The following is a 25,362-nucleotide window of genomic DNA, read 5'->3' on the forward strand; positions in this document are numbered from 1 at the left end:
TAAGAGGGGGGGATTCTCCCTTAAGGCGCTTTTTACTTTATAATCTCATTATATTTTTTTCGTAAACGGGTCAGGCAGCTTGCGCCAATCCTGCTCCATTTCTTCAGGGGTCAGCAGTGTCTCATCCAGGGTGCGCTCGATTTCTTCCCGGTTCATATCGATACCAATAAATACGAGTTTGGTCACCCGGTCACCATACTTTTCGTCCCAGTCAGGTGTCTTTTCGAAATCTTCGCCAAGATAGTATTGGCGTTCTTCTTCAGTCAAAGCAGATACCCACAGTCCTGCGCGTGCGAATTGTTTAGAGCTACCCGCCTGACTGAATGTAAAAGCAGTGCGGTTCTGCGTGGCGAGCCACACCAATCCCTTGGAACGTACAACCTCAGCAGGCCATTGAGCCAGCCATTTCAACAAACGTTCAGGATGAAATGGGATTTTGCGCTTGTACACAAACGAAGCAATGCCATATTCTTCTGTCTCCGGTACGTGCTCTTCTTTTTTCATTTCCTGTATCCAGCCTGCCGCCTGACTAGCTGTTTCAAAATCGAAGCGATGCGTGTTCAAAATCTCTTTTGGGTCCACCTTACCGTACTCGGAACGGATGATTTTGGCGTTTGGTTGAAGGCCGCGTAACGCTTTTTCCAATCGTTCCAGCTCCTCTGGGGATACCAGATCGCATTTGTTAATGATCAGCACATCACAAAATTCCACCTGTTCTATGAGCAGATCAACGATGCCGCGTGCATCCTCTTCTGCCACTTCCTGTCCGCGATCCCTGAGGGAGTCCCTAGAGTAGAAGTCTTTCCAAAATTCCGGTGCATTCACGACGGTGACCATAGTATCCAGTCGGGTCAGCTTGGTCAAATCAATTCCATTTTCCTCATCTACATAACTGAAGGTCTGTGCTACCGGAATGGGCTCACCTATACCCGTGGACTCGATAAGAATATAGTCAAACCTTTTGTCGAGTGCCAGTCGTTCTACCTCTTTTAATAAATCTTCCCGCAGGGTACAGCAGATGCAACCGTTGGACATTTCCACCAGCTTCTCATCCACACGAGATAATCCTCCACCGTCACGAACGAGATCAGCATCAATGTTTACCTCACTCATATCATTGACAATGACGGCTACCCGCAAGCTTTCCCGGTTGTTCAGCACATAGTTCAGCAGTGTGGTTTTGCCGGAGCCGAGGTACCCGCTTAGTACCGTGACCGGTATTTTCTTTTCCAATTCCATAGCGTTTGCCAACGTAATCACTCTTCCCTTCGAAAGTATCATGAAATGTCGAATGTGCTGTAGTGGTTATCATGTGAGATAGGAAAGCCGAGGTGCTTTCTTTATTCTACCTTAATCGTAATAATTACGAATAGTAAAATTAGTAAATCATTATTAAGAGGAATTGTCAAGGAAGGTAAGGTCACCTGATAAGAACTGTATTAATTTTCAAATCGATAAATAATTAAAATTTTAGGTAATTTGTACGATAAAATAAGTATCCATGATGGAACAGATTCGGCTTAAGTTGTATAGAGTTGTGACGGCATGGCGTCAGATTAGAGAGGACGTATCCAATACATGCGGACAATAGGAATAGGCACAAAAATTAGTGGTATGGTGATCGGCATTTTGATAGTGTTGTCTGTCGTGATCGCTTATGTGGCTACTAGCCGAATGCAGGAGGGTATTGAGGCTTTTGCTACCGAAAAGGCTAAAAATGACTTGAATATGGCAACCCGCCTAGTGGACTACAAGTATAGCGGGGCATGGCAGATCAAGGACGGGCAATTATATAAGGGGAGCCAACGGATTAACAATAATGAGGAAATCGTCGATGAAATTGGCGAGGCAACAGGCGATACAGTGACTTTCTTTCAAGGGGAGCAACGGGTAGCGACGAATGTCATGCTGGAGGGCAAACGAGCTGTAGGCACGAAAGTATCGGAGAAGGTGGCTACCGTTGTCTTAAAGCAGGGTCAGCCCTATTATGGTCAAGCGGTAGTAGTTGGCAAAACGTATCAAGCTGCGTACACACCCATCCGCAGTGCGGACGGTGCTGTGATTGGCATTCTGTATGTAGGTGCATCGCAATCGATTATTGACGGGATCATTAGCGGGTTTATCCGCCAGTTTATGATTGTGATTGTAATTGCTATTGCGGTGTCGCTAGCCGTGATTCTCTGGTACATGAGCAGGGTAAACCGCAGGCTGGGCCGTGTAGGCCAAGCGCTCGCCAAGGCAGGTCAGGGAGATTTTACTTCTGTCCTGCTTGACCGGAGTGGAGATGAGCTTGGGCGGCTGAGTGTCAACTATAATGAAATGCGAGAAAATTTGAGCATTTTGATTTCCGAGGGCATGCATGCTTGTGGAGCGGTAGCCGATTCAACGGGGCGGCTTGCTGTCATTGCTGAAGCATCGACCAGGCAGGCCAATAGGATTGCAGACACCATACGGCAGGTTGCAGACGGAGCCGGAGCGCAGACCCGAAGCGTGTTGGAAAATCAGACGGCGATGGAAGAGATGGCTCAGGGCATTCAGAATGTCGCGGAAAATGCTTCTGAGATTGCGGAAGCTGCTATCTACTCCAAGCAGCAGGCGGAGGCAGGAGCGGAAACGGCGCGCCTCACGGTGGAACAGATGGGGGAGCTGCATTCGTCCATCCAGCATACGGAGGCTCTGATTCAAGCGCTTCACCGTCAATCAGGTGAAATTACCGGAATCATGCAGGTTATTCAGGAAATATCTGAACAGACGGGACTGCTGGCGCTGAATGCCTCTATTGAAGCTGCTCGCGCAGGTGAGCAGGGACGAGGATTCGAGGTTGTAGCATCCGAGGTGCGGAAGCTAGCAGATCAATCGGGAATAGCCTCCCGCCAAGTGGCGCAGCTTATCCAAAACATTGATGGAGATGTACAGCGCTCGGCAGAAGCGATTGGACATGTGGTAACGCATGTGGACAGCGGGCTGCGGATGATGAACGAGACACATGACAGCTTCGAACATATCGTAGAAAGAAGCACTCACATTGCGGAACGGATCGAAAGCATGGCAGCAACCGCAGAACAAATGTCAGCAGGTGTGCAGGAAGTTACCGCTTCTGCTACTGAAATTATTGTCATCGCCCGCAGGACGAGCGGCGGCTCACAGGAAGTATCGGTTGCAGCCTCTGACCAGATGGAAGAGATTAACCGTCTAAATACCTGCTCTGCTGACCTACAGCTTGCTATGGAAGAGATGCTGAAAGCGCTAGGCCAGTTTAAGGCTTAATGAATACTGTACAGAAGCCCATGATGGATATCACGAAGACAAGAGGACTTGCGCGAACAACACGCAAGTCCTCTTTTTTTTGCATCTGGCTTCGAATACTTGACTCAGCCTTTGACGGCTCCGGCGACGACGCCTTTGACAATGTATTTTTGCAGAAAAATAAATACGATAATGGAAGGCAGCACAGCCATTACCATCGCGGTCATGGCATATTGCCAGTCTGACGTATACTGTCCAACGAAGGTGTAGGCGGCCAGCGTCAGCGTTTTGGTGCTGGGTGAGCCGTTGACCATGAGAAGCGGAAGCAGAAAATCGTTCCAAATCCACATCACGTCGATAATGACAATGGTGGCGGTGACTGATTTCAGCAAGGGGAAAATCACGGAAAAGAAAAGCCGGAAGCCCGAGGCTCCATCGATTTTGGCGCTTTCGTCAATCTCAGCCGGAATACCTTTCACGAAGCCGTGATAGATAAACACTGCCAGCGGTGCGCCGAAGCCCCAATACAGCAAGCCAAGTCCCCAAGTGCTGTCTGCCAGATTTAAGTCTTTCGCCAGTCGCAAGACAGTGAGCATGATGGACTGAAACGGGATCAGCATCGGCATAATGCACAGCATGTAAATCACGGAGCTCCATTTGCTTTTGGTTCTTGCCAGCTTGTAGGCCGCGATGGAAGATATCAGCACGATACCTGCCAGGCCGACGACGGTAATAATGGTGTTATTGAGAAATAGGCGTGGATAGTCGATGAATTTCCATACATATACGTAATTATCCAGCGAAAGCTGCTTGGGCAGCGCAATGACGTCGGTCATGACCTCAGCGAAGCTTTTGAACGAATTGTTAATGGCGAGAAACAGCGGGTACAAAAATAATAGTGATAATACAATCATGCCCGCTTCTAGCAAAATACGTCCCGTACGGCTGCGTTGCATCAGGCTTCAACCTCCCTGCGTTTGAAAATAGACAATTGAATAATCGTAATGATCAGGACTGCAACGAATAAAATCAATGCTTTGGCTGTTCCGTAGCCATACAGATTGTTCTGGAATGTGTCCCGGTAAATATCATACGCAATGCTGTATGTCGTACCTCCCGGTCCACCGCCGGTCAGAGATAAAATGACGTCAAACACTTTGATCGAGTTGGTCAGTGCCATGAAGACTGAGATCGTAATGGAAGGTGCGAGCATCGGTAGAATAATACTGAAAAATCTCCGAATCGGCCCCGCGCCATCAACAATGGCAGCTTCTTTTAGATCCTCTGGCACAGATTGTAAGCCTGCAATATAAATGACCATGTAAAAGCCAATGGATTGCCAGATCGATACTGCCAAAATGGAAACAAACGCGAGCCCTTCCTCACCCAGCCAGCTCAGCTGGAAGATGCCCCAGCCTGTACTGTGTCCCAGTGACTCAAAGCCTTGCATGAAGATGAATTTCCATATAAAGCCGACAATCACGAGACTGAGGATATACGGGATAAAGAAGGCCGCCCGCAGCCAAGCCGAGCTTTTCAGCTTCATATCGAGAACGAGCGCCAGCAAAATGGCCAGCACATTCACCAATACAATGTACAGGATGGCATACTTGACGGTAAACCAGGCTGCATGTGCAAAATTGGCGTCCCCAAGCAGGATTTGCTTGAAGTTATCCAAACCTACAAATTTCGGATGTTTGGATATGCCGTTCCACTTGGTCAGGGAATAGCGTATCGTCATCAAAAACGGAATATAAAATGCAATCGTAATGCACAAGATTACGGGCAGTGTGAATAAACCGAATTCCAGTTTACTACCCTTGTCGCCCCAGGTTCCCCTTTTTTTCAGCATAACGCACCTCTTTTTCTCAACATTTTCCGCTCTTTCGCTCCAAGCTGTTTAAGATATAATGAAAGTATAGGATAGCCCCTAGGGCCGGACCAATGGATTTAAGAAAACAGTTGAGGGTAAAAATGTGTACGCTTTCAAAAGGGGCGGTTATCATGATGTCAGAGCGCGTAGGAACGATTCTTCGCTCCATGTGGAGGAGGATCACGCAAAAATTAGTGAACAAACTCATTCTTCTTTTTACCTCGGTGATTATTCTGGTGGTGGGCTCACTTACAATTATTTCCTATCAGATGATTGAAAAGGAGTCGGTTAACCATAGCATCGCCAGCACGACCAATAATCTGCTGCTGGTCAATCAGAATTTGGAGGATTACTTGGAGGGAATGCAGCAGTTGGCTCTTCCACAGCTACGTTATAACGATATCATGAACGCGATTGCCAATGAGAACCGGGACTATGCTTCGCGAATGGTCATTGAAGATTACTTGCGCAGCATGTTTTATTCACGTAATGATCTGGAAGCGATCTATCTGTACGTGGCGGACCGACATCAATACTATGTGGTTACCAGGGAGACGTACAACATTACGGTGCGCAAAGGAATAAACACGGATATTCCCAAGCTTCCTTGGTATAAAGAGGCGATGGCTAGTACCACGAACGAATCATTTCAATCCTTTGTAGGGTCCCGTTCTGATATGGGCTATGTGGCGCCACAAGCCAGCTTTATGGCATACCATCGAGTGCTGAGGTCGATTGCATCCCGTCACCCGCAGGCGGTGCTGTCCTTTTATTACAATACGAGCGCCGTGGATGAAATCATGCAGAACATCCCACTGGGCAAAGGGGACCAATTGATGCTAATGAGCCCTAAAGGGGTTCCCTTTTATGTGAATAGCTTTCCGCTCTATGAGCGGATGCGTGATTCCGGAGTGTTGGCACAGATCGGCAAGGGAGGAAGCGGGCGAGTAACGTGGTCAGATAGCAGTGGCAATCAGGAGTATTTGGTCGTCTATGATGCTGGTGAAAAAGATGGGTGGCAGCTCATCAAGCCCATCCCATACCGCCAGATTTATGAAGCAGCTACGACAACACGGAATTGGAGCTATGCCATCGGGGCTTTGTTTTTAGGTGTGTCTATTATATTAGTGACACTGACCTCGAACGCCATTACCCGACCTTTACATAAGCTGTCCACCCAGATGAAGCGGTTTAGCACCGGAGATTTTGGAGCAACAGCTCCTGTGAAGGGACATGACGAGATTGCATATTTGTCGCTGCATTTTAACGAAATGGTCCAAAGAACCGAAGAACTTATTAATGAGCGCTATCGCATGAAGCTGGTCGAAAAGAATGCCATACTCAAGGCGTTGGAGGCTGAAATTAATCCTCATTTTCTGTACAATGCCCTGCAAGCCATATCCACACAGGCATTAAAGCGGGAGATGTTCGACATGGCGGATATGGTGGATGCATTGGCCCAAACGTTGCGGTATTCCATCAACGGCAAGGATATCGTAGTTGCCCGCGAAGAGCTCAAGCACATTGAACGGTATATAGGTCTGCAAAAAGCAAGGTTCGGGGCGAGACTGCGGGTCGAAGTGGTATGGGAGGAAACGCTGATGGAGTTGCCGATCCCGAGATTATCTGTGCAGACGTTGGTGGAAAACGCTATCAAGCATGCGTTGGAAAAAGTATCAAGCGATATTCTGATCGTCATTTCAGCCGAATCGAGTTCTACAAATGCCACAATTGCAGTCAGGGACAACGGACCTGGAATTTCAGAGGACAAGCTGAGAATGGTGCTGGATTCATTCCATGAAAAATGGGAAGAACGGGAGAGCGAGCATATTGGTTTGAAAAATCTGAACACACGGCTGAAGCTTTTGTACGGAGATCAGGCAGGATTATTCATACTTACGGATGAAACGGGAACGGAAATGAGAATGCAAATTCCCCGGGGAGGAAGTAGTCATGTATAACGTATTGATTATTGACGATGAAGAGCCGTTGCGCGAAGCCATTCGTATTATCGGGGACTGGGACCGTCTGGGCATCGAACATATTTATGAGGCGACGAATGGAAGGTTGGGACTGGAGCTGTTGGGTCAGCACCATATAGATGTGGTGATGGTCGATATGAAAATGCCTGAGCTGAACGGTATCGAATTTCTTCGTGCGATCGAAAAGGCATATCCCCATCTGCTGACGATTGTCATTAGCGGCTACAACGACTTTGAATTTACACGGCAGGCGATACAATCCCGGGTGGTGGACTATCTGCTCAAACCTATCAATCGTCAGGATCTGAACCAGGCACTGCGCAAAGCAGTGGACATTCTGGAAAGCCGAGAGCAAAGCAAAAACAAGTTCATTAGCCAGAACATTACGCTGAATATGTCACTGCCGAAGCTGAAAGAGAAGCTATATTTGTCCATTTTGGACGGTAGCTTTAAAAGGCAGGCCAATACGGCGTTGCTCCCATTGATCGGAGCGGATCAGAAGGGGAATCGCTTTGGGGTGATCGTGCTGCGGCTGCTGAACAGGGATGAGATTCGTAGGACGCGTTTTCATGGCGATGCCGATCTGATGGATTTTGCCGTGACCAATGTGTTAGCTCAGACGTCAGATGAACGGTTGAGTTGTTTTAGCTTCTCCCATCCGCGACGGGAGCGTGAGGTCGTTTCGATCTGTACCTTGGCCCCAGGACAAGAAGAACATATGGCCTTACTATTGGCACAAGTGACGCAGAAGGCGGTGGCGAACCTGCATGGGCTGTTCAGCATGGTGGTAGTTGCCGGATTGGGTAAGCTCTGCACAGATGTATTGGAGCTAGCGTCTGCTTATATGGATGCCAAGACGCTCATTCACAGCACGGATGTGTTAAAGCTGGAAGGGGAATACATTCTTCATACAGTGCCACGGCAAATGGGTACGTTAGAGGAAATGTCATGGACGGAGCGACTGTTGTCGATCCAAAAGGATGCTCAGACAGGTCAGGCGAACCGGGCAAAGGTACTGCTGGGCGATCTGCTGAAACAATTGGCATCAGGCCCTATTTTCCGTTTACAGGATGCGGATCGAATGATGAAGGAGTTCCATTTTTTACTGAGAGAAGCTGCGATTGAGTTGGGTGCGTCTACGTCAGCGTTGAATCAAGATGGAGCTTTGGAAGATCTGGAGCAAGTGGGGGAAAGCGATTTGTCTGCTGATTTTACGAGCTTTGTCCACTACGGTCAGAGATTGAATCGAATGCTGGAGCTTTACATTGCTGGGGTCCAACATGCTCAAGCGGGGAACCAGCCCTTTGACATAACGGACATCAAAAGGCACATCGACCGTTATTATTTTGAGGATATCAAAATTTCGTTTTTTGCCGAAACCTATTTTTTGAGTCGGGAATACCTGATGAAGCTGTTCAAGCAGCAGTTTGGTTACGGTATTCACGAATATGTGCAGAAGGTTAGAATGGACAAGGCGAAGGAGCTGCTGGGTGATTCTAGCCTGAAAATACAGGAAATCTCGGATATGCTTGGCTACAAAGATAAAAATTATTTCAGTAAGGCTTTTCGTAATTATTATCAGGTGTCACCGTCTGAGTATCGGGTGAGCCTGCAATAAACCACTTTTTTACCCTTAACGCTTCACTAATCTGCCTTTTTAAATTGGAGTATATTTTTTAGAATGAGCGCATGGACGTTGATCACAAACAAATGGGGGAGTATCCATGTTAAAGAAGATGATGGCGTTATCCGGCAGTTTGCTTTTGACGGTCGGTTTGTTGAGCGGATGTGGAAGCAGCGGCGGCACGGATGCGTCGAAAGAAAGTGCTGGCGGCAAAGAAGATTTGAAAACGGTTACAATAAACATGTTCACAGCTTCACCAGAGTATACCGATGCTTTTAACGCGTATATTGAGGAGTATAAGAAGGTCAAACCTAACGTGAAGATCAATCTGGAGATCATGCAGGCAGACTACAACACGATTCTGAAGTCGAAAATAGCCTCAGGTAGTACACCGGATGTATTCCAAACGACGGCTGGAGGCGACATCGACACGTATGCGGATTATAGCGCCGATCTGACCAATGAGCCACTGGCAGCAGCCATGACGGATGCTGTTCGAGCGAATATGAGTTCCAGTGACGGTAAAGTGCTGGGATTCCCGGTGAAGGGGAACCTGTTTACGCTGATTTACAATAAGGATTTGCTTACCAAGGCTGGGGTAACCTCCCCGCCGAAGACGATTGCAGAAATGCAGGATGCGGTCACCAAGCTAGAGGCGAAGGGCATTACTCCATTTGCCAATGCATATAAAGAGTGGTGGGTATGGAAGCATATCTTCCAACACTATGTAGATGCTGCTGCGCAGGATGCGGGCGTGGAACCGAAGCAACTCGTTAGCGATTTTATCGCAGGCAAAGCAAAAATCAAGGACTACCCAGTGCTGTACAACAACTTCTTTAACTTCATTGATTTGACGGTGAAACATGGCACAGATAAGCCGCTGGAACGGGACAGCAATGCGGAAGTAAGTGATTTTGCATCCGGAAAAGCTGCGTTTATGACGGGTAAAGGTGCGTGGGATGAGGAAGCAATCAAGAAAATTAATCCTGATCTTAAAATTGGCATCATGGGATATCCGGTGAGTGACAAAGCTGATCAATCGGTCATCATTACCGGTGCAGATCAGGCGCTGCGTATCAACAAGGATTCCGAAGTATCGAAGGAAACGATTGAATTTTTCAACTGGCTGTACACTTCGGAATACGGCAAGAACTGGTTCTCCCAGGTAGCGAAGGTGATTCCTCCAATTAAGGATGCACCGCTTCCTGATCTGGAAATGCCTAAGGAAATGGAAAGCATTTTGAAAACGTCGAAGTCCGGTGATCTGTCTGTTAACTACTCGCTGGATACGTTCCACCAAAAATTTGGCGAGCTGATGCAGGCATATATCAGCGGCAACATGAACAAGGATCAGGCGGTTGCAGAGATTGAGAAGGCATGGGTGCAATTAGGTTCAGCACAATAAGATTAGTTCTGCAGAGGCGTCCGTAAGGGCGTCTTTTTGTGTTATAGCTAGGAGGCGAAGAGGGCGTGGATAAAAAAATATTTAATAATAATTAAATATTTACTTGCAAAAAGTTATTGAGTTGTGGATAATAGGTTGTGTGCAATATATCTACAACGTACGACATACATAATGACTGCAAGTTGCAAATGTGAGAGATCCCCCGTTTGAGGGAATCTCTTTATTCCGTTTGGACTATGCCGATCATGTTTATAATAGACCGTGTAATTTGGAACGCATTTTCATTGATGTGGTAAAGGTAAAAAGGAGATGAACGTTTTGACGAATTCGTTGTTTACACCGTATACACTGAAAGATTTGGAATTAAAGAATCGTGTGGTGATGCCCCCGATGTGCCAATACTCGGTGACAGCCAAGGACGGGATTCCGAATGATTGGCATCATGTTCATTACCTGAGTCGGGCTATTGGAGGTACGGGCCTGATTATTATAGAAATGACAGACGTGGAACCAGATGGACGGATTACAGATTATGATCTGGGTCTTTGGTCAGACGAGCATGTCCCAGCTTATAAGAAGCTGGTTGATGGCATTCATGCGCACGGGTCCAAGGTAGGCATCCAGATTGCTCACGCGGGCCGTAAAGCTGAGGATGCAGCTGAGCCAGTTGCTCCTTCGGCCATTGCATACCCGGATGCGAATTATAAACAGCCACGCGCGCTTACGACGGAGGAAGTCCGTGGCATGGTGCAGAAATTCGCAGACGCTACCCGGCGTGCAGTTCAAGCGGGCGTGGATACGATTGAACTTCACGGGGCACATGGTTACTTGATTCACCAATTCCATTCGCCAGTTACAAACAAGCGGGACGACGAGTACGGTAAGGATTTATCCCGTTTCGGTGTTGAAGTCATTCAGGCTGTACGCAAGGAAATGCCTGCGGGTATGCCGTTAATCTTACGCATCAGCGCGGTGGAATACGTAGATGGTGGGTACGATGTGGATCATGCCATTGAGCTGAGCCGTGCATATCAGGCGGCAGGCGTAGACGTGATCCATGTTAGCTCGGGCGGGGAAGGACCTGCAGGCACCAGGAAGCCGGGCAACTATCCGGGCTATCAAGTGCCGTTCGCACGCCAAATCCGCGAGGCACTGAACATCCCGGTGATCGCTGTCGGCGCACTGGATGACCCAGCCTTGGCGCAGTCCGTTATCGGCAACGAGGATGCCGATCTGGTCGCTGTGGGACGCGGATTGCTGCGCGATCCATATTGGGCGATTCATGCAGCAGTGACGCTGCACGGCGAGAAGCCTTCCATACCTGAACAATATCAACGTGGCTACTGAGGCCTAAGTAATCCCCACGTTGTTTATATATAAACAAGGCACCTGCAACGAAGTGTACGCTTCGTCAGGTGCCTGTTTTGTTTTATGGACAGATGGTACAGTGTAAGCAATCTTACACGTAGTAGTGGTTATATTTTGTATATCATATAGAACGCTATTAGTAGCGTTGATCGGATTAATCGTTACGATTGTTATTGCGTTGAACCAAAACAAAAAGAAATAGACCGCCCTGGACAAGGGAAAACGGTCTATTTCTAATAGAGCTAGCCCTGTTCAGCCGACCGCTCTTCAAAGCGGCTGTTGCCAAGAGTAGGGATGTTACCAGCATCCTTGCTCTTTTTTAGTATATCCTTCTATCATTTATTTTAGCACAATTGAATAATCGATGTAACTCATTTGGTGAAAACTTTAACTTCCTTTGGAGCGAGGGTCACGGTGATCGAACCGTTGTTGATCTGAATGGAGTCGTTGCTTAATTGGTTGGTCAGGCGAGTGCCGTTGGACAGATTGTCGAAGTTGCCAATCGTGCGGGTTTGACTGCTCCAGGAGTTGTTGATAAGTACGATGGCCTCGTCGCCATTTTTAGAGCGCTGGAAGCTGTAAAAGGAGTCGTCTACCCACTTTTCCTTTTGGCTCCCGTTTTGCAGGGCAGGGTGGCTGTTGCGCACACGGTTCAGCTTAGCGATGTACTGATACAGATCATGATTGGCGTTAAACACAACGTTTTCCCGGTTGGCAGGATCATCTCCGCCACTAAAGCCTTGCTCGGTGCCTTGATAGATGATAGGAATCCCGCGTGAGGTCAAAGTAAAGCCCAAGGCGGCCTTGAGCTGAGGCCATTTGTCATAGTTAGCACCCGGCTTGCCAGAGGCGTCATTCAGGAAACGTTTTACATCATGATTGTCGATAAATACGCCGTTGGTCTGGGCATCGCGATAGTGACGATCATCTGAGTAGCGTTCCTTGATTTTCCTCATAGATTGATCGTGTCCAAACACATCCTTGATTGTATAATACATCGGAAAATCCAGTGCGGCATCGAGATACCGGGTGTAATCACCCACATAAGCAGGATCGCCACTGTAAATTTCACCGAGAGTGAAGGTATTGGCGGCCTGGTCAAAATCCTTCAAAAACCCTTTGGGTACATGCTTCACAGTGTCCACCCGCAGTCCGTCGACCCCCGACTCGTTCAGCAGCCATTTGATCCAGTTTTTGAGTTCATTCGCTGTATCTGGGTTGTCCTGATTCAGGTCGTCCAATCCGGCAACGTCACCGTTTTCGATTTTCCACTGATTGTTTGAGTTGTAGTCTGCTCCTGTGATGTCGCCATTGTGATGATACCAGTCCGCTTTGTCAAAAGGAGCCTTGGCGATGCCGTTCCCAGGTTGAAAATCGCCAGTGTGATTGGGAACTACGTCCAGCATCACAGCGATATTTTTGTCGTGTGCCTTACCAACCAGCTCTTTGAACTTGTCCATGGTACCAAGATGCCCGTCTACCGCATAAAAATCATACGTATGATAGCCGTGGTAAGCGTATTCGCTCTTTTGCATCGTTACCGGAGTAATCCAGATGGCGGTAAACCCCATATTTTTAATGTAGTCGAGTTGGTTAATAATACCTTGAAAATCGCCACCATGCCACTTGCGCTGATCGTTGTTGTTGGAATTGAAGCCACCGTAATTATCGTTGGATGGATCTCCGTTGCTAAATCGGTCTGTCATGATAAAATAAATGCTCTGTTTGCTCCAGTCTGTGTTGAGGGGAGTGGGCTTGGAGAGGGTACCTAGATCTATAGGAGTGAAGGCGCCCGAAGGCGCCCCCGTTTGAATAGTTACTTCAACTCCGTTAGAGTTGGGTACGTACGTAGAAGTGCCTACGTTTAAGGATGCACCCGAAAGTTCCACTGTTTGGATAGGTCCTGCAACTTCGTTGAGGTTGGTTGTGTAGGTGGAAGTCCCTACGCTGAGGATGCTCCCCGAAGGTGCCCCCGTTCGGATAGTTCCTGCGGCTCCGTTAGAGCCGGGCGTGTAGGTAGAAGTTCCCGCGCTGAAAAGGTAGTTCTTCGTGTTATTGCTGTCCCAGCTGTTATTGCCGTCATTAAAAGCGGCTTCCAGTTGGGAGGCAGACCCGATATCGACGGTAATTTTAGCATAGCCGCTAATCTCGGCATCCTGCATTTTCACACCGGGTACGGCAGTCCAGTTTCCGCCAGCCGGGCGGTAGTGAATGTAAGGCGAGTTAAAGCCTTTTTTGTAGTATACCGTTACCTTATTAGTTGTACCGCCGCCATCCCCGGGAACCGTGCCCGATGGAGCGCCTGATGTGATCGTTCCCGCATTGCCGCTGTTACCGGGCGTGTAAGTAGAAGTGCCCGTGCTGAAGGAGTAGTTTTTGGTGTTGTTGCTGTCCCAGCTGTTATTACCGTCATTAAAAGCAGCTTCCAATTGGGAGGCAGACCCGATATCGACGGTAATTTTGGCATAGCCGCTAATCTCGGCATCCTGCATTTTCACACCAGGCGCAGCAGTCCAGCTTCCGCCAGCCGGACGGTAGTGAATGTAAGGTGAGTTGAAGCCTTTTTTGTAGTATACCGTTACCTTGTTGCCTGTACCGCCACCGTTATCGCCGGGCTTGGCCTTGTTTACGATATACTGTTTGAATCCACTCATCTCACCGGTTGGTGAGCCGTCGTTGTTGACGAGATTGTTGAGGCGTAAAAGTGTAAAGCCGTGATAACCGAACTTTGTGATTTTTTCTTCGATTTTTTGAAAGCCGCTACCGCCTGTTGGGAGTGCATTTTCACCATTTAGGCGAACACCCTTGGCATTAGCGATCGAGGAGACAGTATCTACTAATGTGGACGGCAAGGAATAATTCGGTGCTGTACCACTGTCGTTCATCTCCAGAGCAGTAAAGGTCAAATCCAGATCCGCATCTTTGAACTTCTCGATGAGACGGTTGTAATCATAATATCCACCTGCTTGCTCTGTGCTGTGAGGCATGGCAGGATTGTTCATCTGCCAGTGCAGACCGGAAATCTTGGCTCCGATACGGACACCGAACACGGAATCGAAGTTTTTGTGTGCAGCAGCTCCGATGACGCCCAGATGCTTCTCAAGCACGCTTTGGTACCACGACAGAAAATCCTTCCCATACGTGGAAGTATACCCGCCGTTCGTGTAAAATCCGTCCCCGTCGGTCGGTGGATTGATTTGGCCAAGGCTGCTCAGCTTGGTACCCCAGGCTGCATTAATCTTGTCCATTGATCCATACTTTTCATTCATGGCCGTGCGGAACGCATTTTTGGCTGTTTCAGTGTAGGCTTGGAATTTGCCCCGTGCAGGATAACTCCATCCCGCTGCCGGATAGTATGAAGGATATCGCAATTCTCCAGAGGGCCCACCGCTTAAATAAATTTTGGGAATGATGCTTTTGTAGCTAGCAAAGGTTTGAGCAAATGAGGCATATAGCTCGTCATATTGTTTACCAGTCCCGCTCCATAATGGAGAGAGGGCTTCGTTATTGGCAAAACCGCTTTCGTCCTTGAACTGCATTTCATCTGCACTGCCCTTGCTAGACAGCCAGCTTGGTAGCGGGATGTTGCAATCATCCCCCACATTTCCCCCACACTTATGCGTAGAGATAATAGGAACCCACTTCAATCCCACTTCTTTTACTGCATCTGCATAGGTCTTGTAGTAGCTCCAATCGAACTGGTTATCTCCTGCGCTCTCCACATGGCCCCACCAGACGTCGGTGGTAATAGCATACACACCGTTACTTTTCAGCGTTTGCAGTTGCTTTTTGAAGGCACCCCAGTCATTAATTTTCGCCAGCGGCCCCATGACAGAAGCCTGAAAATCATCAGCAACCGCTGCGCTTGCCGTATTGGAGGGTGAGCCAATAAAGGCGGTCAGAGATAGCACAATGCTTAATAGCATCAGGCACCCTTTTTTCCATAGACTTCGATACAAGGTCAAACCGATCATCCTCCCCAAAGCATAGTCTAATTCGACAACATTTTGTAAACGTCTACAAAAATAGTATAAAGCAAGCGGTTGCATAAAAAGAAGAATTTATTGCACACTCAGGGTGGACAAATATGACATTTTACGTAAGCAACCGTGTGCTTAAAAGTATTCAGACAAAAAAATAAGGCATAGGTCTGAGTAAGACGCATGCCTTTTAGTGATGTGCGAGCCAATGCCAGTATAGGAGAAAGTGAACCTAAGCGTATAAAAGCCTTGTTCCAGTCTGTATGAAAGTATTGCCGAGGCAGCTTGTTTAATAGTTGCTTACTTAATAAATAGGGCGATCCTTCTGGTCGGAAATGCCGCTTTTACGGTAGAAATACGTATTGATCCGATCCCGCCATTCTTTGGCATGCTCTGCCTGATGCTCCAGCCGCTCCAGCACCTGTTCATACATGGCAGCATTCAGTTGCCCTCGTAGACTAACCCATGTGTCTCGGAGATGGGCCGCACGTTCTGCACCTTCAAAATGGGTATCATAAATGTGCTGTATGACAGTTTGGCCGGAGTGGAGCAAGTGTGTATAAGGAACATGGTGAAAGAATAAGAGCAGCTCATCCGGGCAGGTGTCCGTAGATTCGTAGATATCAGTATTGGGAGAAAAATATTGTCCTGCATAGCCCGTTCCGGTTGCGGTCGTGCGATCTACCCCGATCCCCCTGCAATCAGCAAAATGGTAGGTGCCCCACATGGAATATTCGTACCCGTCTACATCCGGCCCATAGTGGTGATCGGGACTGACCATCCAGCCGACCCCGAGAGGGGCGGTGTAGGATTCGTAGACATTCCATGAATCGAGCAGCATCTGCTTAAGGGTAGAAATTAAATCTGTGCCGCCGTCGCTATTCCCTTGTCTGCCAAACGTCAGCCGAACCCACTCATCAGCGATTTCGTCTGCGGACAGATCCGGGTCCCATGCCAGCCGACCATAGCCATAAAGATTGGATTGGGCGAGCAAATGTCCGGTCCAATTGGTGTCTGCACCAATATTGGATACAGCGGCTATTCCATAGTTGGTATGCTTGGGAGAATGCAGAGCGCCACTCACGATACGCTTGATGGTGGAGCCTTTTCCTTGGGCGTAGGTGTCAAAATCCAATACTTCCTTCCATTGGGGAACAAGGTAACATAGATGTTTCTGTTGCCCGGTGTACTCTTGCGCAATTTGAAATTCCAGCAGTATCTGAGTGGATTCCAGCGCACCGAACAGGGGGGAGACAGGCTCCCGCACCTGAAAATCCATGGGACCATTTTTGATCTGTAAAATGACATTTTCCCGAAATAATCCATCCAGCGGTTTAAAATGGTCAAAGGCTGCGCAGGCCCGATCCGTCTTGCGATCGCGCCAGTCCTGCTTGCAGTTGTAGACAAAGCAGCGCCAAATCACACGTCCGCCATAGGGCTGCAACGCATCTGCCAGCATATTGGCTCCATCGGCGTGATGGCGCCCGTAGCTGAACGGTCCAGGCCGATTTTCGGAATCGGCTTTGACCACAAAACCACCCAGATCAGGAACAGCGGCGTAAACTTCCTGGGCTTTGGTCCGCCACCATTCAGCTACAGCTGGTTCCAGGGGATCGGCGGTGGTTAACCCACCGAGCTGAATAGGACTGGCATAGTTAATGCTCAAGTAGATCTGTATGCCATAGGCGCGAAATACCGCAGCTACTTTAGCCACATCCGGTAGGAATTTATCTGTAATCAGCTCGGTCTCTACCTGATGGACATTCACGTTGTTAATGGATAGTGCTTGAATGCCTACAGAAGCGAGTAGACGGGCATAGTCTCGCAGGCGCTCCATATTTGTAGTAAAGGCATTATTATCATAGAAAATAGAGCCACCCGCATACCCGCGTTCAATACTACCATCCATGTTATCCCAGTGATTGATCATGCGGATGGAATTAGCAGGGTTGGATAATTGGTCTAGAATGGGGACGTGCACTGATTCGGTGGTGGGCTTCAACTTCCCGTCTAGTCCTCCCTGCAGGTAGCGCAGCAGATGAAAGACTCCGTACAATACGCCTTTGGAGGTCTGCCCCGCGATTGTAACGTACTGTCCCTTGATATCATCGTTACCGTGCGAAGCTGAATATGCCGGATCTGGCATCTCTATCCCGCGAATTCGGTAGCCTTCTGCGCTCACTTCTGCCTGTTCTTTTGCGCTGAATCGTTCTGCGACCAAAGGATGCGCTGGGAACGTACCCAGCGCAATGAATGGCGTATTCACAGGAACGGCGCTGATCTTCGGCTGCTGTCCAAACATAGAGGTCAATCCGTGCTGAAGCTCACTCGCAGCCGATTGAAGCACTTCATCTGTCCCATGGACCACGATGACCCTGCACCAAGCGGGCAGCTTTTCTACCTTACTATTGCGGCGGTAATGCAGCCAAGCCGCATAGCCGCTCTCTTTTGGCATATCCATAAGCTTGCTCATATTGGAGCCTCCTTTTGGGCAGGTGAAGATGATCCTCAGACATGCTGTTCCTGATCCTGACTCATATGCTCAGGGAGAGTCAGACGGTTGCCCTTGCCTTCATACATCCACAAAATAGCGGTAACTCCGCGCGGATAATATTTACTGCCGTGAGCAATACCGGAGAGTATCTGATCGCTCCAGCACCAATAGGATTCTTCAGGGTGAAGGAGCCATGAGGCATGGGCAGCGTCTGCGGCCTGCCCAGCTTCTTCCCAAGGCAGCTCCAGCAACTCGCGGGCAATAAACTGTGACAGATAGATTTTGCTCAGCCAGGAGTTGTTACTGGTCGAGGACAGCTTCCAGCCTCCGTCTTCGAACAGACAAACTCCTGGTACCAGTACAGTTTCCAAATGACGCCACAGTGCTTGGATATATCCACCGAACCGTCCATCAGGCTTAAGCGCAGCCTCACATCCTGTAAAGTAAGGGAAGATCAGCCCCTCAATGGCAGGAATAATCTGCGAATCATTACCTTCCTTGATAACTGCAGGAATATAGCCTTTGTCTGTCATATGTGCTGTGATCGCTGCTGCGCATTTGTCCGCCTGTAAGCCAGCCTCCTGTGAGAGGGAGTTAAGCCCTTTTGAGGCAAATATCTTTTCCAGTGCAACATATACTGCCCAGCATTTGCTGCCTAGATAAATGTTGTTGCGAGACTGACCCAGAGATACGTCCAGACTGTCGTAGGTCGTAATTTCCGCGCCTCCCCGGGTTCTAGAGCTGTCCAAGCCCATCAAGCCGTTTCGTTGTGCCGGGTCGGGGTGATCCCGCCGCAGCATGCTTTCGAAGCAGTCACACAAGACAGGCAGCATACGTGTCGTAAATGACTGATCCTGTGTCTGCTCGATATATACCGTGGCGCAGCAAAGCCAGTTCACCAGTTCCTCATGGCTCATGTAAGAGAAGCAGTCGTCAATCCCAGCCAGCTCATAACAGGAGTACCCCTGCCGGGAGAACACGTTTGCCACGCCCATATCATGCGTAAACGTGATACCACCGGTATAGGTATGTTCCTCTCCCGGAAAGCGTACCTCATCCCGATAGCTGTACCTTTGGACAAACCACTCCAGCTCGTTGCGTACCGTCCATGGATTTAAAATCAATTCATAGTAGAGCTGATCTGCCGTCAAATCGAGTGTATTCATCATCCGATACTCGCCTTCGTTCACAACCCAGATCGGTTCTCCATCCGCTTGGTGACTAAGCAGTTGGGTGCTGCCATAGTAGCTGTGGATCGCCTGAGCGAGCATAAATTCCTGGTCCGGGCTCAAGTCGGCCGACTCCATCCAGCGATTAGCCTGAACACAGGCTGCGGTCAGGTTTGAAAAATGCTTCAACGCATAGCTTCCCACGTCTTCAATATCCTTGAACAGCTGGGTATAGTAATACGACGCTTCAATGCCTGTTGTCACAATGCCGCCGCGATAGAAGCATATGGCGAAAGCATATGTGCGCTTCTCACCTGCGGGAACGTCCATCAGAAGCGCACCCGTCGCGCCCAGGCCAAAGGATAAATTCTCGGCCATGGTCTCCCCAAGCAGCTTCTCCATTGCAAATCCGCTGGCAGGTACCGCTTCACTGCTGTTGGTCACAATGGCTGTGCTGCGTCCTTGGCCGATGCCTGTAAGTCTTTCTTCTAATTGGGTAGAATCAGTAGCGTCCCTGCGCGGATCTTCTCCTATAATGCGTATGCCGCTATACGGATCACTGCCCTGATATCCGAAAAAAGCTCTTCGCGCTGCAGTCCCCAGTGTGTTATCGACGGTTAGCTCGGCGAATACCGCCGGGACCAACGCTGCCCGCAGCTCATCCATACCCGCGGTTCCCGGCTCGGGCACTGGGCGAACAGGAGAGTACAGCCGGAACGTCAAATCGCCAGCCTGCCATGTATCCGTTCCTGCTTTTAGCTCACGGGTAATGTCTGAATCGGCAAAGGGCATAAGCTGCGGTTCCGTTCGTTTACCCTTTTTCTCCACGTCGTAGCGGGCACTTTCATCCTGTGTGGATGCAAAAAAGGGGAGCGCCTCGTATACTCCGCCATCTCTGGATTGCAGCCCGATATATACATTTTCATCGGCAGGCTTGCCCAGCTCCAAACCAAGTCCGCCGCGATTATCCTTAAACCCAAGTGTAAAGCTGGAAAAAGAACCGATAGGTGCATGCTGTGTGTTATAAAATATATTTTTCGACATATAATGAAACCCCTTTCATGATAAAGTTTAACTTTGAGTAACTTCACTTAGAGCCTAGCATGTCATGTGGTGGGGAACCATTGTCAAATCGCTCAACTATTTATCCAAATCGCGCTGAAAGCGATATACTGGAGTATATCGATATAAGCCAGGAGGGAAAACATGTCGACACCACGTTTACCGAAGAGCCCCCATCATCCAGACCTTACAGTTGCCGGAGAGGAATTCTTTTTTCCCGATGTGCGAACCACAGTCAATTTGTTTGCTATTCATACACGAAGTGTCGGAAGAGAGTGGAGCTATCCGCTACACGAGCATCCTCAATATGAGATTAACATCGTGCTTGCGGGAGAACAGATCATGGTTGTAGATGGTCGCAGCTATACCCAGCGACAGGGTGATCTGGTGCTGCTGCGACCGGGGATTGTCCACTCCAGCCATAGTAACGGAGAGGGATTTACGTATTTTTGTATGCATTTCGACATTGATGATAAGCTGTTTCTCTCGCTCCTGAGTCGTCTGGAGCAGGTGCTGTTTCCAGCTGAAGGAACAGTGGCAGGGCAGATGGGACCAGCGCTGGGCAAGTTGCTCGATCTTTCAGCGCCGGAAGACATAGGAGTAGGTAGTGATTCGGTGGCAAAGCGAATGCGGATTCAATCTGCTGTGTTTGAACTGTTCGCAACGTTATGGGAGGCTGTATCCAGTGAAGCGGCCCATCTGCCGGGGCGTGGATATGTGCAGGCAGAGCTTGCCCATCAGATTGCCAGTCGTCTTCAGGGCAGAGTGAATCAGCCTTATGGACAGGCCGGCTCGGTGGAAAAGCAGGATGGGATCGAGGGGATTTCATCCGAGCTAGGTATTAGCGTGTCCCATTGTAATCGTGTATTCCGTAGCGTTTTCGGCGTATCTCCCCGTGTATATCTATCCGGGCTTGTGCTGCATGAGGCCAAGTTGCTGTTGGCTGATCCGCAATGGTCGGTGCAACAAATTGCCGATATGCTCGGCTATGGGGATATTGCGCATTTTAGCAGACAGTTCAAGCGCTGGTCGGGCCAATCGCCGACATCCTATCGCAAAAGCACGGTGCAGGAAAGCCTATTCGAATAAAAATAAGTATGTCTTTAAAATAGTTATGATATAATCCTTATAAAGGAGCTGAGAATAATATGAATTTACATAATCAACGTGTCGTCGTGATTGGCGGCAGTGCAGGTATAGGGCTGGCAACAGCCATAGAAGCAGCAAAGCAAGGGGCAAGCATTGTGATCGCTGGGCGTTCCGCAGAAAAACTGGAGCAGGCGAAGAAGGTCATCCCTGCCGAATCGGTGGAAACCTTCCAACTGAATAATCAGATAGAGGAAGAGGTTCAAGCGTTTTTTGAAAAAGTTGGAGCATTCGACCATCTGTTTACACCGGGTGCCAGCTACACGCGTGGTCCGATCACGATAGATACGGAAAAGGCTAAAACCCCGTTCGAAGGGAAATTCTGGCCGCAATATTTTGCTGCCAAGCATGCGGTACCGCATATCTCCAAGGACGGCTCGATCGTCCTTATGTCCGGGGCCTTCAGTCAACGACCGATGGGATTTGGTGCTACATATGGAGCGGCTAACGGCGCGATTGAAAGCTTGGGCAAGGCGTTGGCAGTAGAATTGGCCCCCGTACGGGTTAATGTCGTATCCCCCGGCACAATTTGGAGAGACGGCCCTGAGGGTGAGCAGCGGGCGCAGGCTTTTGAGGAATACAAGGAAGTAACCTTGCTCCGTCGAGTGGGGTATAATGAGGAAATCGCACATACTGTGTTGTATCTGATGACGAACAAGTTTACCACCGGAAGCGTGCTGTTCCCGGATGGCGGTTATACGCTGATCTAATTCGCAACGAAGTGTGTGTTTCATTCTGATCCAATCCGACAGGCAGGAATCAATTTTTAAACAAAAACCGGTTCAACACCATACAAAGTGTTGAACCGGTTTTTTATGATAACAGGTTTGCCTCTTGCAACTCTTTAGCTTTGCACATCTAACCCTTTATATTTTCGCAAAATACGTGGATAAATCACTTTAGACCCGATGCATACCATCGCCAGCATGGCGAACAGCAAACCGCTCCACAGCGTCCCATGGATCCCCGCTCTGGCAATAAACCACCCCCCTGCCAGTGAGCCCAGTGAGACCCCTAGGTTAATAAACGAGATATAAAGACTGTTGGCAAACGCGGGAGCTTCTTTGGCCTCATCAATCACCCAAATCTGGGCGACAATCAGTCCGCTGGTATGAACGGCCCCCCACACGATAATGATGAAGAGCGTAGGGATAAATGAGGAACTGATCCCGTACAACAGCAAATAGGTGCCTCCCAAGGCTACTGGATGAAAAAGAGCGGTGCGTACCTTATGCAAGCCCATGAGCTTGCCAGCCAACAGATTGCCGAGCATTCCGCCGATGCCGAAAATAATAAGCAGAAAGCTGATAACATTGCTGCTCATCCCTGTATTTTGCCCCAAATATTCGGCAGAATAGCTATACACCGAGAACATGGCTGCAAAAATAAAAGTAGCCGCCCCGATATTGAGCCACAGCGATACCTTACGCAAAATGCCAAGCTGCTTCCGATAGGAGGACATTTCGGCTTGTCGTGTATCCGGCAGCATAAATAAAATACCGATCCCTGCAATCCCATTCGCTACCGCAGTAAACCAGAAGGAGGCCTCATATGAAAATTGATTGGCGATATAGGCTGTAATTGGAATACCGAGTACCATTCCCATGCTCGTGCCGAGAAAGGCTTTGGCAGAAGCTTGCGTTGCTTTTTCCGGGGGATACAACGCAGTGGCAGCGACAAAGGCAAGCGAGAAATACACCGGGTGAAACAGAGCCGGAATGATACGTAAAATGACTAGTAGATAAAAGTTGGATGTATAGGCTGACAGCAAGCTTGTTATGGCAAAAACAAACAACGACATTGTCATGATTCGCTTGCGGTTAAATCTGGACATCCATAGCACCATGAAGGGACCGAATAGCGCGATGATCAATGCAAATGAACTGACAAGAAACCCGGCCTGAGCTGCCGTAATATGAAAACGTTCAATGATGACTGGCAAAATGCCAACCACACCGAACTCGATCGTGTATACACCAAATAGGCCAAGCGCAATGAAAAGCAGGGGCTTACTATATTTCATTAGTTTCATTCCTTCTCCACTTCTTCCTGCTTTACGTCCTTGATTTTGCGTGCTAATATTTCATTAAATCATAAAATAATAAGGCAATATTCGGAATAATACATAATAATAATTGTGTTTTTGTAATATTACCTTGGACTTAAGGAGATGGATTTGATGGATCAAGTGGATCATAAAATTTTGTTGTGTCTACAAAACCAGGCGCGTATCTCCATGACCGAGCTGGGTAAGGAGGTTGGGCTTTCCCAGCCTGCCGTAACGGAAAGAGTGCGGCGCATGGAGGATAAAGGTATTATCGCCGGGTATCGTGCCATAGTTTCACATGAGAAAGTTGGAAAGCCGATCATGGCTCACGTGCTCGTGCATACGAATCAATGCAATTCATTTGTTGAGTTTTGCCAATCTGCACCCGAAGTCATTGAATGCCATAGAATCAGCGGTGAGCAAAATTACTTACTGAAAGTCATGGTTGAGTCTATGCTCAAGCTGGAGCAGTTCGGGGATGAGTGTGGAAAGCACGGGCACTCTACCACGTTAATTGTCCTGTCCTCGCCTGTAGACCATAAACATGTAACCCCCACTTTATTAGACCCTATTTGAGCTACCGTAAATGGCTTGGCAAAGCTCAGTTGTAAACGGACCTGACATCCCTTCGAATGCTGTATTGGTAAAGGCGACCACACTAAGTCTTAGTGTGGGATCAACGAACCACGAATGGCCGTAAGCTCCTCCGAGTCGCCACGTTCCGGGTGATTCTGCTGTTCCACTTTCGTCGGGATTTTGGAGTACGGTGAATCCCAGTCCAAAACCCCGCCCCGGCCAGCCTGCCAAGGGGAGGTTCCCGGTCTGGATGGTGCCCATTTCACGGACCCATTCCTCTGAAAGTAACGGATTGCCGCCGTTTCGCAGTGTTTCCAGCAGCCGCATGAAATCTTTTGCGCTGCCAATCATACCCGAGCCACCAGAGTGGAAAGCCGTGGGATCAAAGGCTCGTGCAGGCTGAAAACGAAGTCCTGCAGTGCCTTCAAAAACCTGCGCAACCTCAAGCTCGCGCATCCGCCGGGGTTCTGATATATCGTTGACATAAGGAGCCGCAAGCCGTCCAGCATCCGCGACCGTGAAACTGGTGTCGTGCATACCGAGAGGTTCTGTAACGAGCTTTTTAACAGCTGCATCAAGGGTTGTGCCACATACACGGCTAATGATCGCGCCTAGCACATCAGTAGCAATCGAATATCCCCATGCTTTACCCGGTGCATATAACAGAGGCACAGAAGCCAAACGTTGCAAGTTCTCTTCCAGCGTAAGATTTGAAAAATCCATGCCATCTGATACGCCTGCACGATGATAGGGACCGCCGCCTTCTTCCTCTAAAAAGCCATAGGTCAACCCGGCAGTATGTGTCAGCAATTGGCGTACTGTAATGGAGGGCTGCTCACCACTGATTAATCGGGGGCGAAAATCGGGCAACCAGCGTTCAATAGATTCATCGAGCTTAATCAATCCTTGGGCTGCCAAAACCAAAGCCGCAGTCGATACAATTGGTTTGGATACAGAAGAAAGCCGAAATAAAGCATCCTCATGCATAGGACGTTGTTCTTCTCGATCAGCCAGCCCCGCCGCTCGGACATACACGGGTGAACCATCCATATATATCATGACGACTGCGCCGACCAGGCGCTTCTCGGCAAGGGTTTGATCTATAACTGCATTTACACGTCCGTCCAGATCAGCTTGTATCGCAAAAACTCTATTATCCAAACTCATAAATATCTCATCCTCTCTATGATCCAGCGGTTATCGCTTGATGGAACTTAGTTTACAGGATGGGAAGGCGACATTACATAAGGTAACAAAGGTGTTCAGTGAGTATTAACGTTAAAATAAAATTATATTAAAAGAATGGCTTTGGATTTAAATGAATGGGGTTTTACAAAAAGTTATACTGCGTTTTACAGTGGCTTTTTAAGTTGAGATACGTTGAAAATAG

General features: G+C 48.6%; 16 protein-coding genes. 8 read left to right on the plus strand and 8 right to left on the minus strand.

What is annotated here, in order from left to right; all coding sequences use genetic code 11:
* Nucleotides 1-48 precede the first annotated feature (48 nt).
* Complete coding sequence (locus BM358_RS13525; protein WP_028540857.1) at nt 49-1,251, minus strand: GTP-binding protein; 1,203 nt, start codon at nt 1,249-1,251, stop codon at nt 49-51.
* A 327-nt stretch (nt 1,252-1,578) separates the two neighbouring features.
* Between BM358_RS13525 and BM358_RS13530 the strand changes: the two genes are divergently transcribed.
* On the plus strand, nt 1,579-3,267 hold the full coding sequence (locus BM358_RS13530; RefSeq protein ID WP_028540856.1) for a methyl-accepting chemotaxis protein: 1,689 nt from the start codon (nt 1,579-1,581) through the stop codon (nt 3,265-3,267).
* Nucleotides 3,268-3,371: 104 nt separating this feature from the next.
* On the opposite strand, the gene BM358_RS13535 is transcribed toward BM358_RS13530, so the two are convergent.
* The gene (locus BM358_RS13535) at nt 3,372-4,202 is read right to left on the minus strand and encodes a carbohydrate ABC transporter permease (protein WP_013312583.1); all 831 of its coding nucleotides are present in this window, start codon (nt 4,200-4,202) and stop codon (nt 3,372-3,374) included.
* The gene (locus BM358_RS13540; RefSeq protein WP_013312582.1) at nt 4,202-5,098 is read right to left on the minus strand and encodes a carbohydrate ABC transporter permease; all 897 of its coding nucleotides are present in this window, start codon (nt 5,096-5,098) and stop codon (nt 4,202-4,204) included. Before BM358_RS13540 ends, BM358_RS13535 begins: the two co-directional genes overlap by 1 nt.
* 122 nt (nt 5,099-5,220) lie before the next feature.
* Here BM358_RS13540 and BM358_RS13545 point away from each other — a divergent pair, with 122 nt between their 5' ends.
* The 4 genes from BM358_RS13545 to BM358_RS13560 all read left to right on the plus strand — a co-directional run bounded on the left by BM358_RS13545 (nt 5,221) and on the right by BM358_RS13560 (nt 11,477).
* Nucleotides 5,221-7,080: a cache domain-containing sensor histidine kinase gene (locus BM358_RS13545; RefSeq protein WP_023990949.1), complete on the plus strand. Its 1,860-nt coding sequence runs from the start codon at nt 5,221-5,223 to the stop codon at nt 7,078-7,080.
* Complete coding sequence (locus BM358_RS13550; RefSeq protein WP_028540855.1) at nt 7,073-8,719, plus strand: response regulator transcription factor; 1,647 nt, start codon at nt 7,073-7,075, stop codon at nt 8,717-8,719. Before BM358_RS13545 ends, BM358_RS13550 begins: the two co-directional genes overlap by 8 nt.
* Nucleotides 8,720-8,825: 106 nt before the next feature.
* Complete coding sequence (locus BM358_RS13555) at nt 8,826-10,130, plus strand: ABC transporter substrate-binding protein (protein WP_028540854.1); 1,305 nt, start codon at nt 8,826-8,828, stop codon at nt 10,128-10,130.
* A 318-nt stretch (nt 10,131-10,448) separates the two neighbouring features.
* Nucleotides 10,449-11,477, plus strand: a complete 1,029-nt coding sequence (locus tag BM358_RS13560; protein WP_028540853.1) for an NADH:flavin oxidoreductase/NADH oxidase — start codon at nt 10,449-10,451, stop codon at nt 11,475-11,477.
* Between the two features lie 392 nt (nt 11,478-11,869).
* On the opposite strand, the gene BM358_RS13565 is transcribed toward BM358_RS13560, so the two are convergent.
* The 3 genes from BM358_RS13565 to BM358_RS13575 all read right to left on the minus strand — a co-directional run bounded on the left by BM358_RS13565 (nt 11,870) and on the right by BM358_RS13575 (nt 20,185).
* A complete protein-coding gene (locus tag BM358_RS13565) occupies nt 11,870-15,463 on the minus strand; it encodes a family 14 glycosylhydrolase (protein ID WP_028540852.1) in 3,594 nt (1,197 codons plus the stop codon).
* Between the two features lie 319 nt (nt 15,464-15,782).
* Nucleotides 15,783-17,951, minus strand: coding sequence for an alpha-glucuronidase family glycosyl hydrolase (locus BM358_RS13570; protein ID WP_028540851.1), 2,169 nt, complete (start codon nt 17,949-17,951; stop codon nt 15,783-15,785).
* Between the two features lie 35 nt (nt 17,952-17,986).
* Nucleotides 17,987-20,185: a glycoside hydrolase family 52 protein gene (locus BM358_RS13575; protein ID WP_028540850.1), complete on the minus strand. Its 2,199-nt coding sequence runs from the start codon at nt 20,183-20,185 to the stop codon at nt 17,987-17,989.
* A gap of 162 nt (nt 20,186-20,347) precedes the next feature.
* Here BM358_RS13575 and BM358_RS13580 point away from each other — a divergent pair, with 162 nt between their 5' ends.
* A complete protein-coding gene (locus BM358_RS13580; RefSeq protein WP_028540849.1) occupies nt 20,348-21,292 on the plus strand; it encodes a helix-turn-helix domain-containing protein in 945 nt (314 codons plus the stop codon).
* Nucleotides 21,293-21,351: 59 nt separating this feature from the next.
* Entirely contained in the window at nt 21,352-22,059 is a 708-nt protein-coding gene (locus tag BM358_RS13585) for an SDR family oxidoreductase (protein ID WP_023990938.1), read from the plus strand.
* Between the two features lie 134 nt (nt 22,060-22,193).
* Here the strand turns inward: BM358_RS13585 and BM358_RS13590 are convergent, their stop codons facing one another.
* A complete protein-coding gene (locus BM358_RS13590; protein WP_049828354.1) occupies nt 22,194-23,372 on the minus strand; it encodes an MFS transporter in 1,179 nt (392 codons plus the stop codon).
* A gap of 156 nt (nt 23,373-23,528) precedes the next feature.
* On the opposite strand from BM358_RS13590, the gene BM358_RS13595 reads away from it, so the two are divergent.
* Nucleotides 23,529-23,972, plus strand: coding sequence for an Lrp/AsnC family transcriptional regulator (locus BM358_RS13595; protein WP_028540848.1), 444 nt, complete (start codon nt 23,529-23,531; stop codon nt 23,970-23,972).
* Here BM358_RS13595 and BM358_RS13600 read toward each other — a convergent pair.
* Nucleotides 23,958-25,139 (minus strand): serine hydrolase domain-containing protein, encoded by a 1,182-nt coding sequence (locus BM358_RS13600; RefSeq protein ID WP_028540847.1) that lies wholly within the window; start codon nt 25,137-25,139, stop codon nt 23,958-23,960. The two genes, BM358_RS13595 and BM358_RS13600, sit on opposite strands and share 15 nt — an antisense overlap.
* Nucleotides 25,140-25,362 lie beyond the last annotated feature (223 nt).

The sequence above is a fragment of the Paenibacillus sp. cl130 genome (assembly GCF_900116035.1).
GTDB classification, from domain to species: domain Bacteria; phylum Bacillota; class Bacilli; order Paenibacillales; family Paenibacillaceae; genus Paenibacillus; species Paenibacillus polymyxa_B.

Excerpts from the sequence above, each read along its gene's own strand:
- BM358_RS13530 (WP_028540856.1), top strand. The coding sequence starts at position 1,579 with ATGCGGACAATAGGAATAGGCACAAAAATTAGTGGTATGGTGATCGGC.
- BM358_RS13535 (WP_013312583.1), bottom strand. The coding sequence starts at position 4,202 with ATGCAACGCAGCCGTACGGGACGTATTTTGCTAGAAGCGGGCATGATT.
- BM358_RS13540 (WP_013312582.1), bottom strand. The coding sequence starts at position 5,098 with ATGCTGAAAAAAAGGGGAACCTGGGGCGACAAGGGTAGTAAACTGGAA.
- BM358_RS13545 (WP_023990949.1), top strand. The coding sequence starts at position 5,221 with ATGTGTACGCTTTCAAAAGGGGCGGTTATCATGATGTCAGAGCGCGTA.
- BM358_RS13550 (WP_028540855.1), top strand. The coding sequence starts at position 7,073 with ATGTATAACGTATTGATTATTGACGATGAAGAGCCGTTGCGCGAAGCC.
- BM358_RS13555 (WP_028540854.1), top strand. The coding sequence starts at position 8,826 with ATGTTAAAGAAGATGATGGCGTTATCCGGCAGTTTGCTTTTGACGGTC.
- BM358_RS13570 (WP_028540851.1), bottom strand. The coding sequence starts at position 17,951 with ATGAGCAAGCTTATGGATATGCCAAAAGAGAGCGGCTATGCGGCTTGG.
- BM358_RS13575 (WP_028540850.1), bottom strand. The coding sequence starts at position 20,185 with ATGTCGAAAAATATATTTTATAACACACAGCATGCACCTATCGGTTCT.
- BM358_RS13580 (WP_028540849.1), top strand. The coding sequence starts at position 20,348 with ATGTCGACACCACGTTTACCGAAGAGCCCCCATCATCCAGACCTTACA.
- BM358_RS13585 (WP_023990938.1), top strand. The coding sequence starts at position 21,352 with ATGAATTTACATAATCAACGTGTCGTCGTGATTGGCGGCAGTGCAGGT.
- BM358_RS13590 (WP_049828354.1), bottom strand. The coding sequence starts at position 23,372 with ATGAAATATAGTAAGCCCCTGCTTTTCATTGCGCTTGGCCTATTTGGT.
- BM358_RS13595 (WP_028540848.1), top strand. The coding sequence starts at position 23,529 with ATGGATCAAGTGGATCATAAAATTTTGTTGTGTCTACAAAACCAGGCG.
- BM358_RS13600 (WP_028540847.1), bottom strand. The coding sequence starts at position 25,139 with ATGAGTTTGGATAATAGAGTTTTTGCGATACAAGCTGATCTGGACGGA.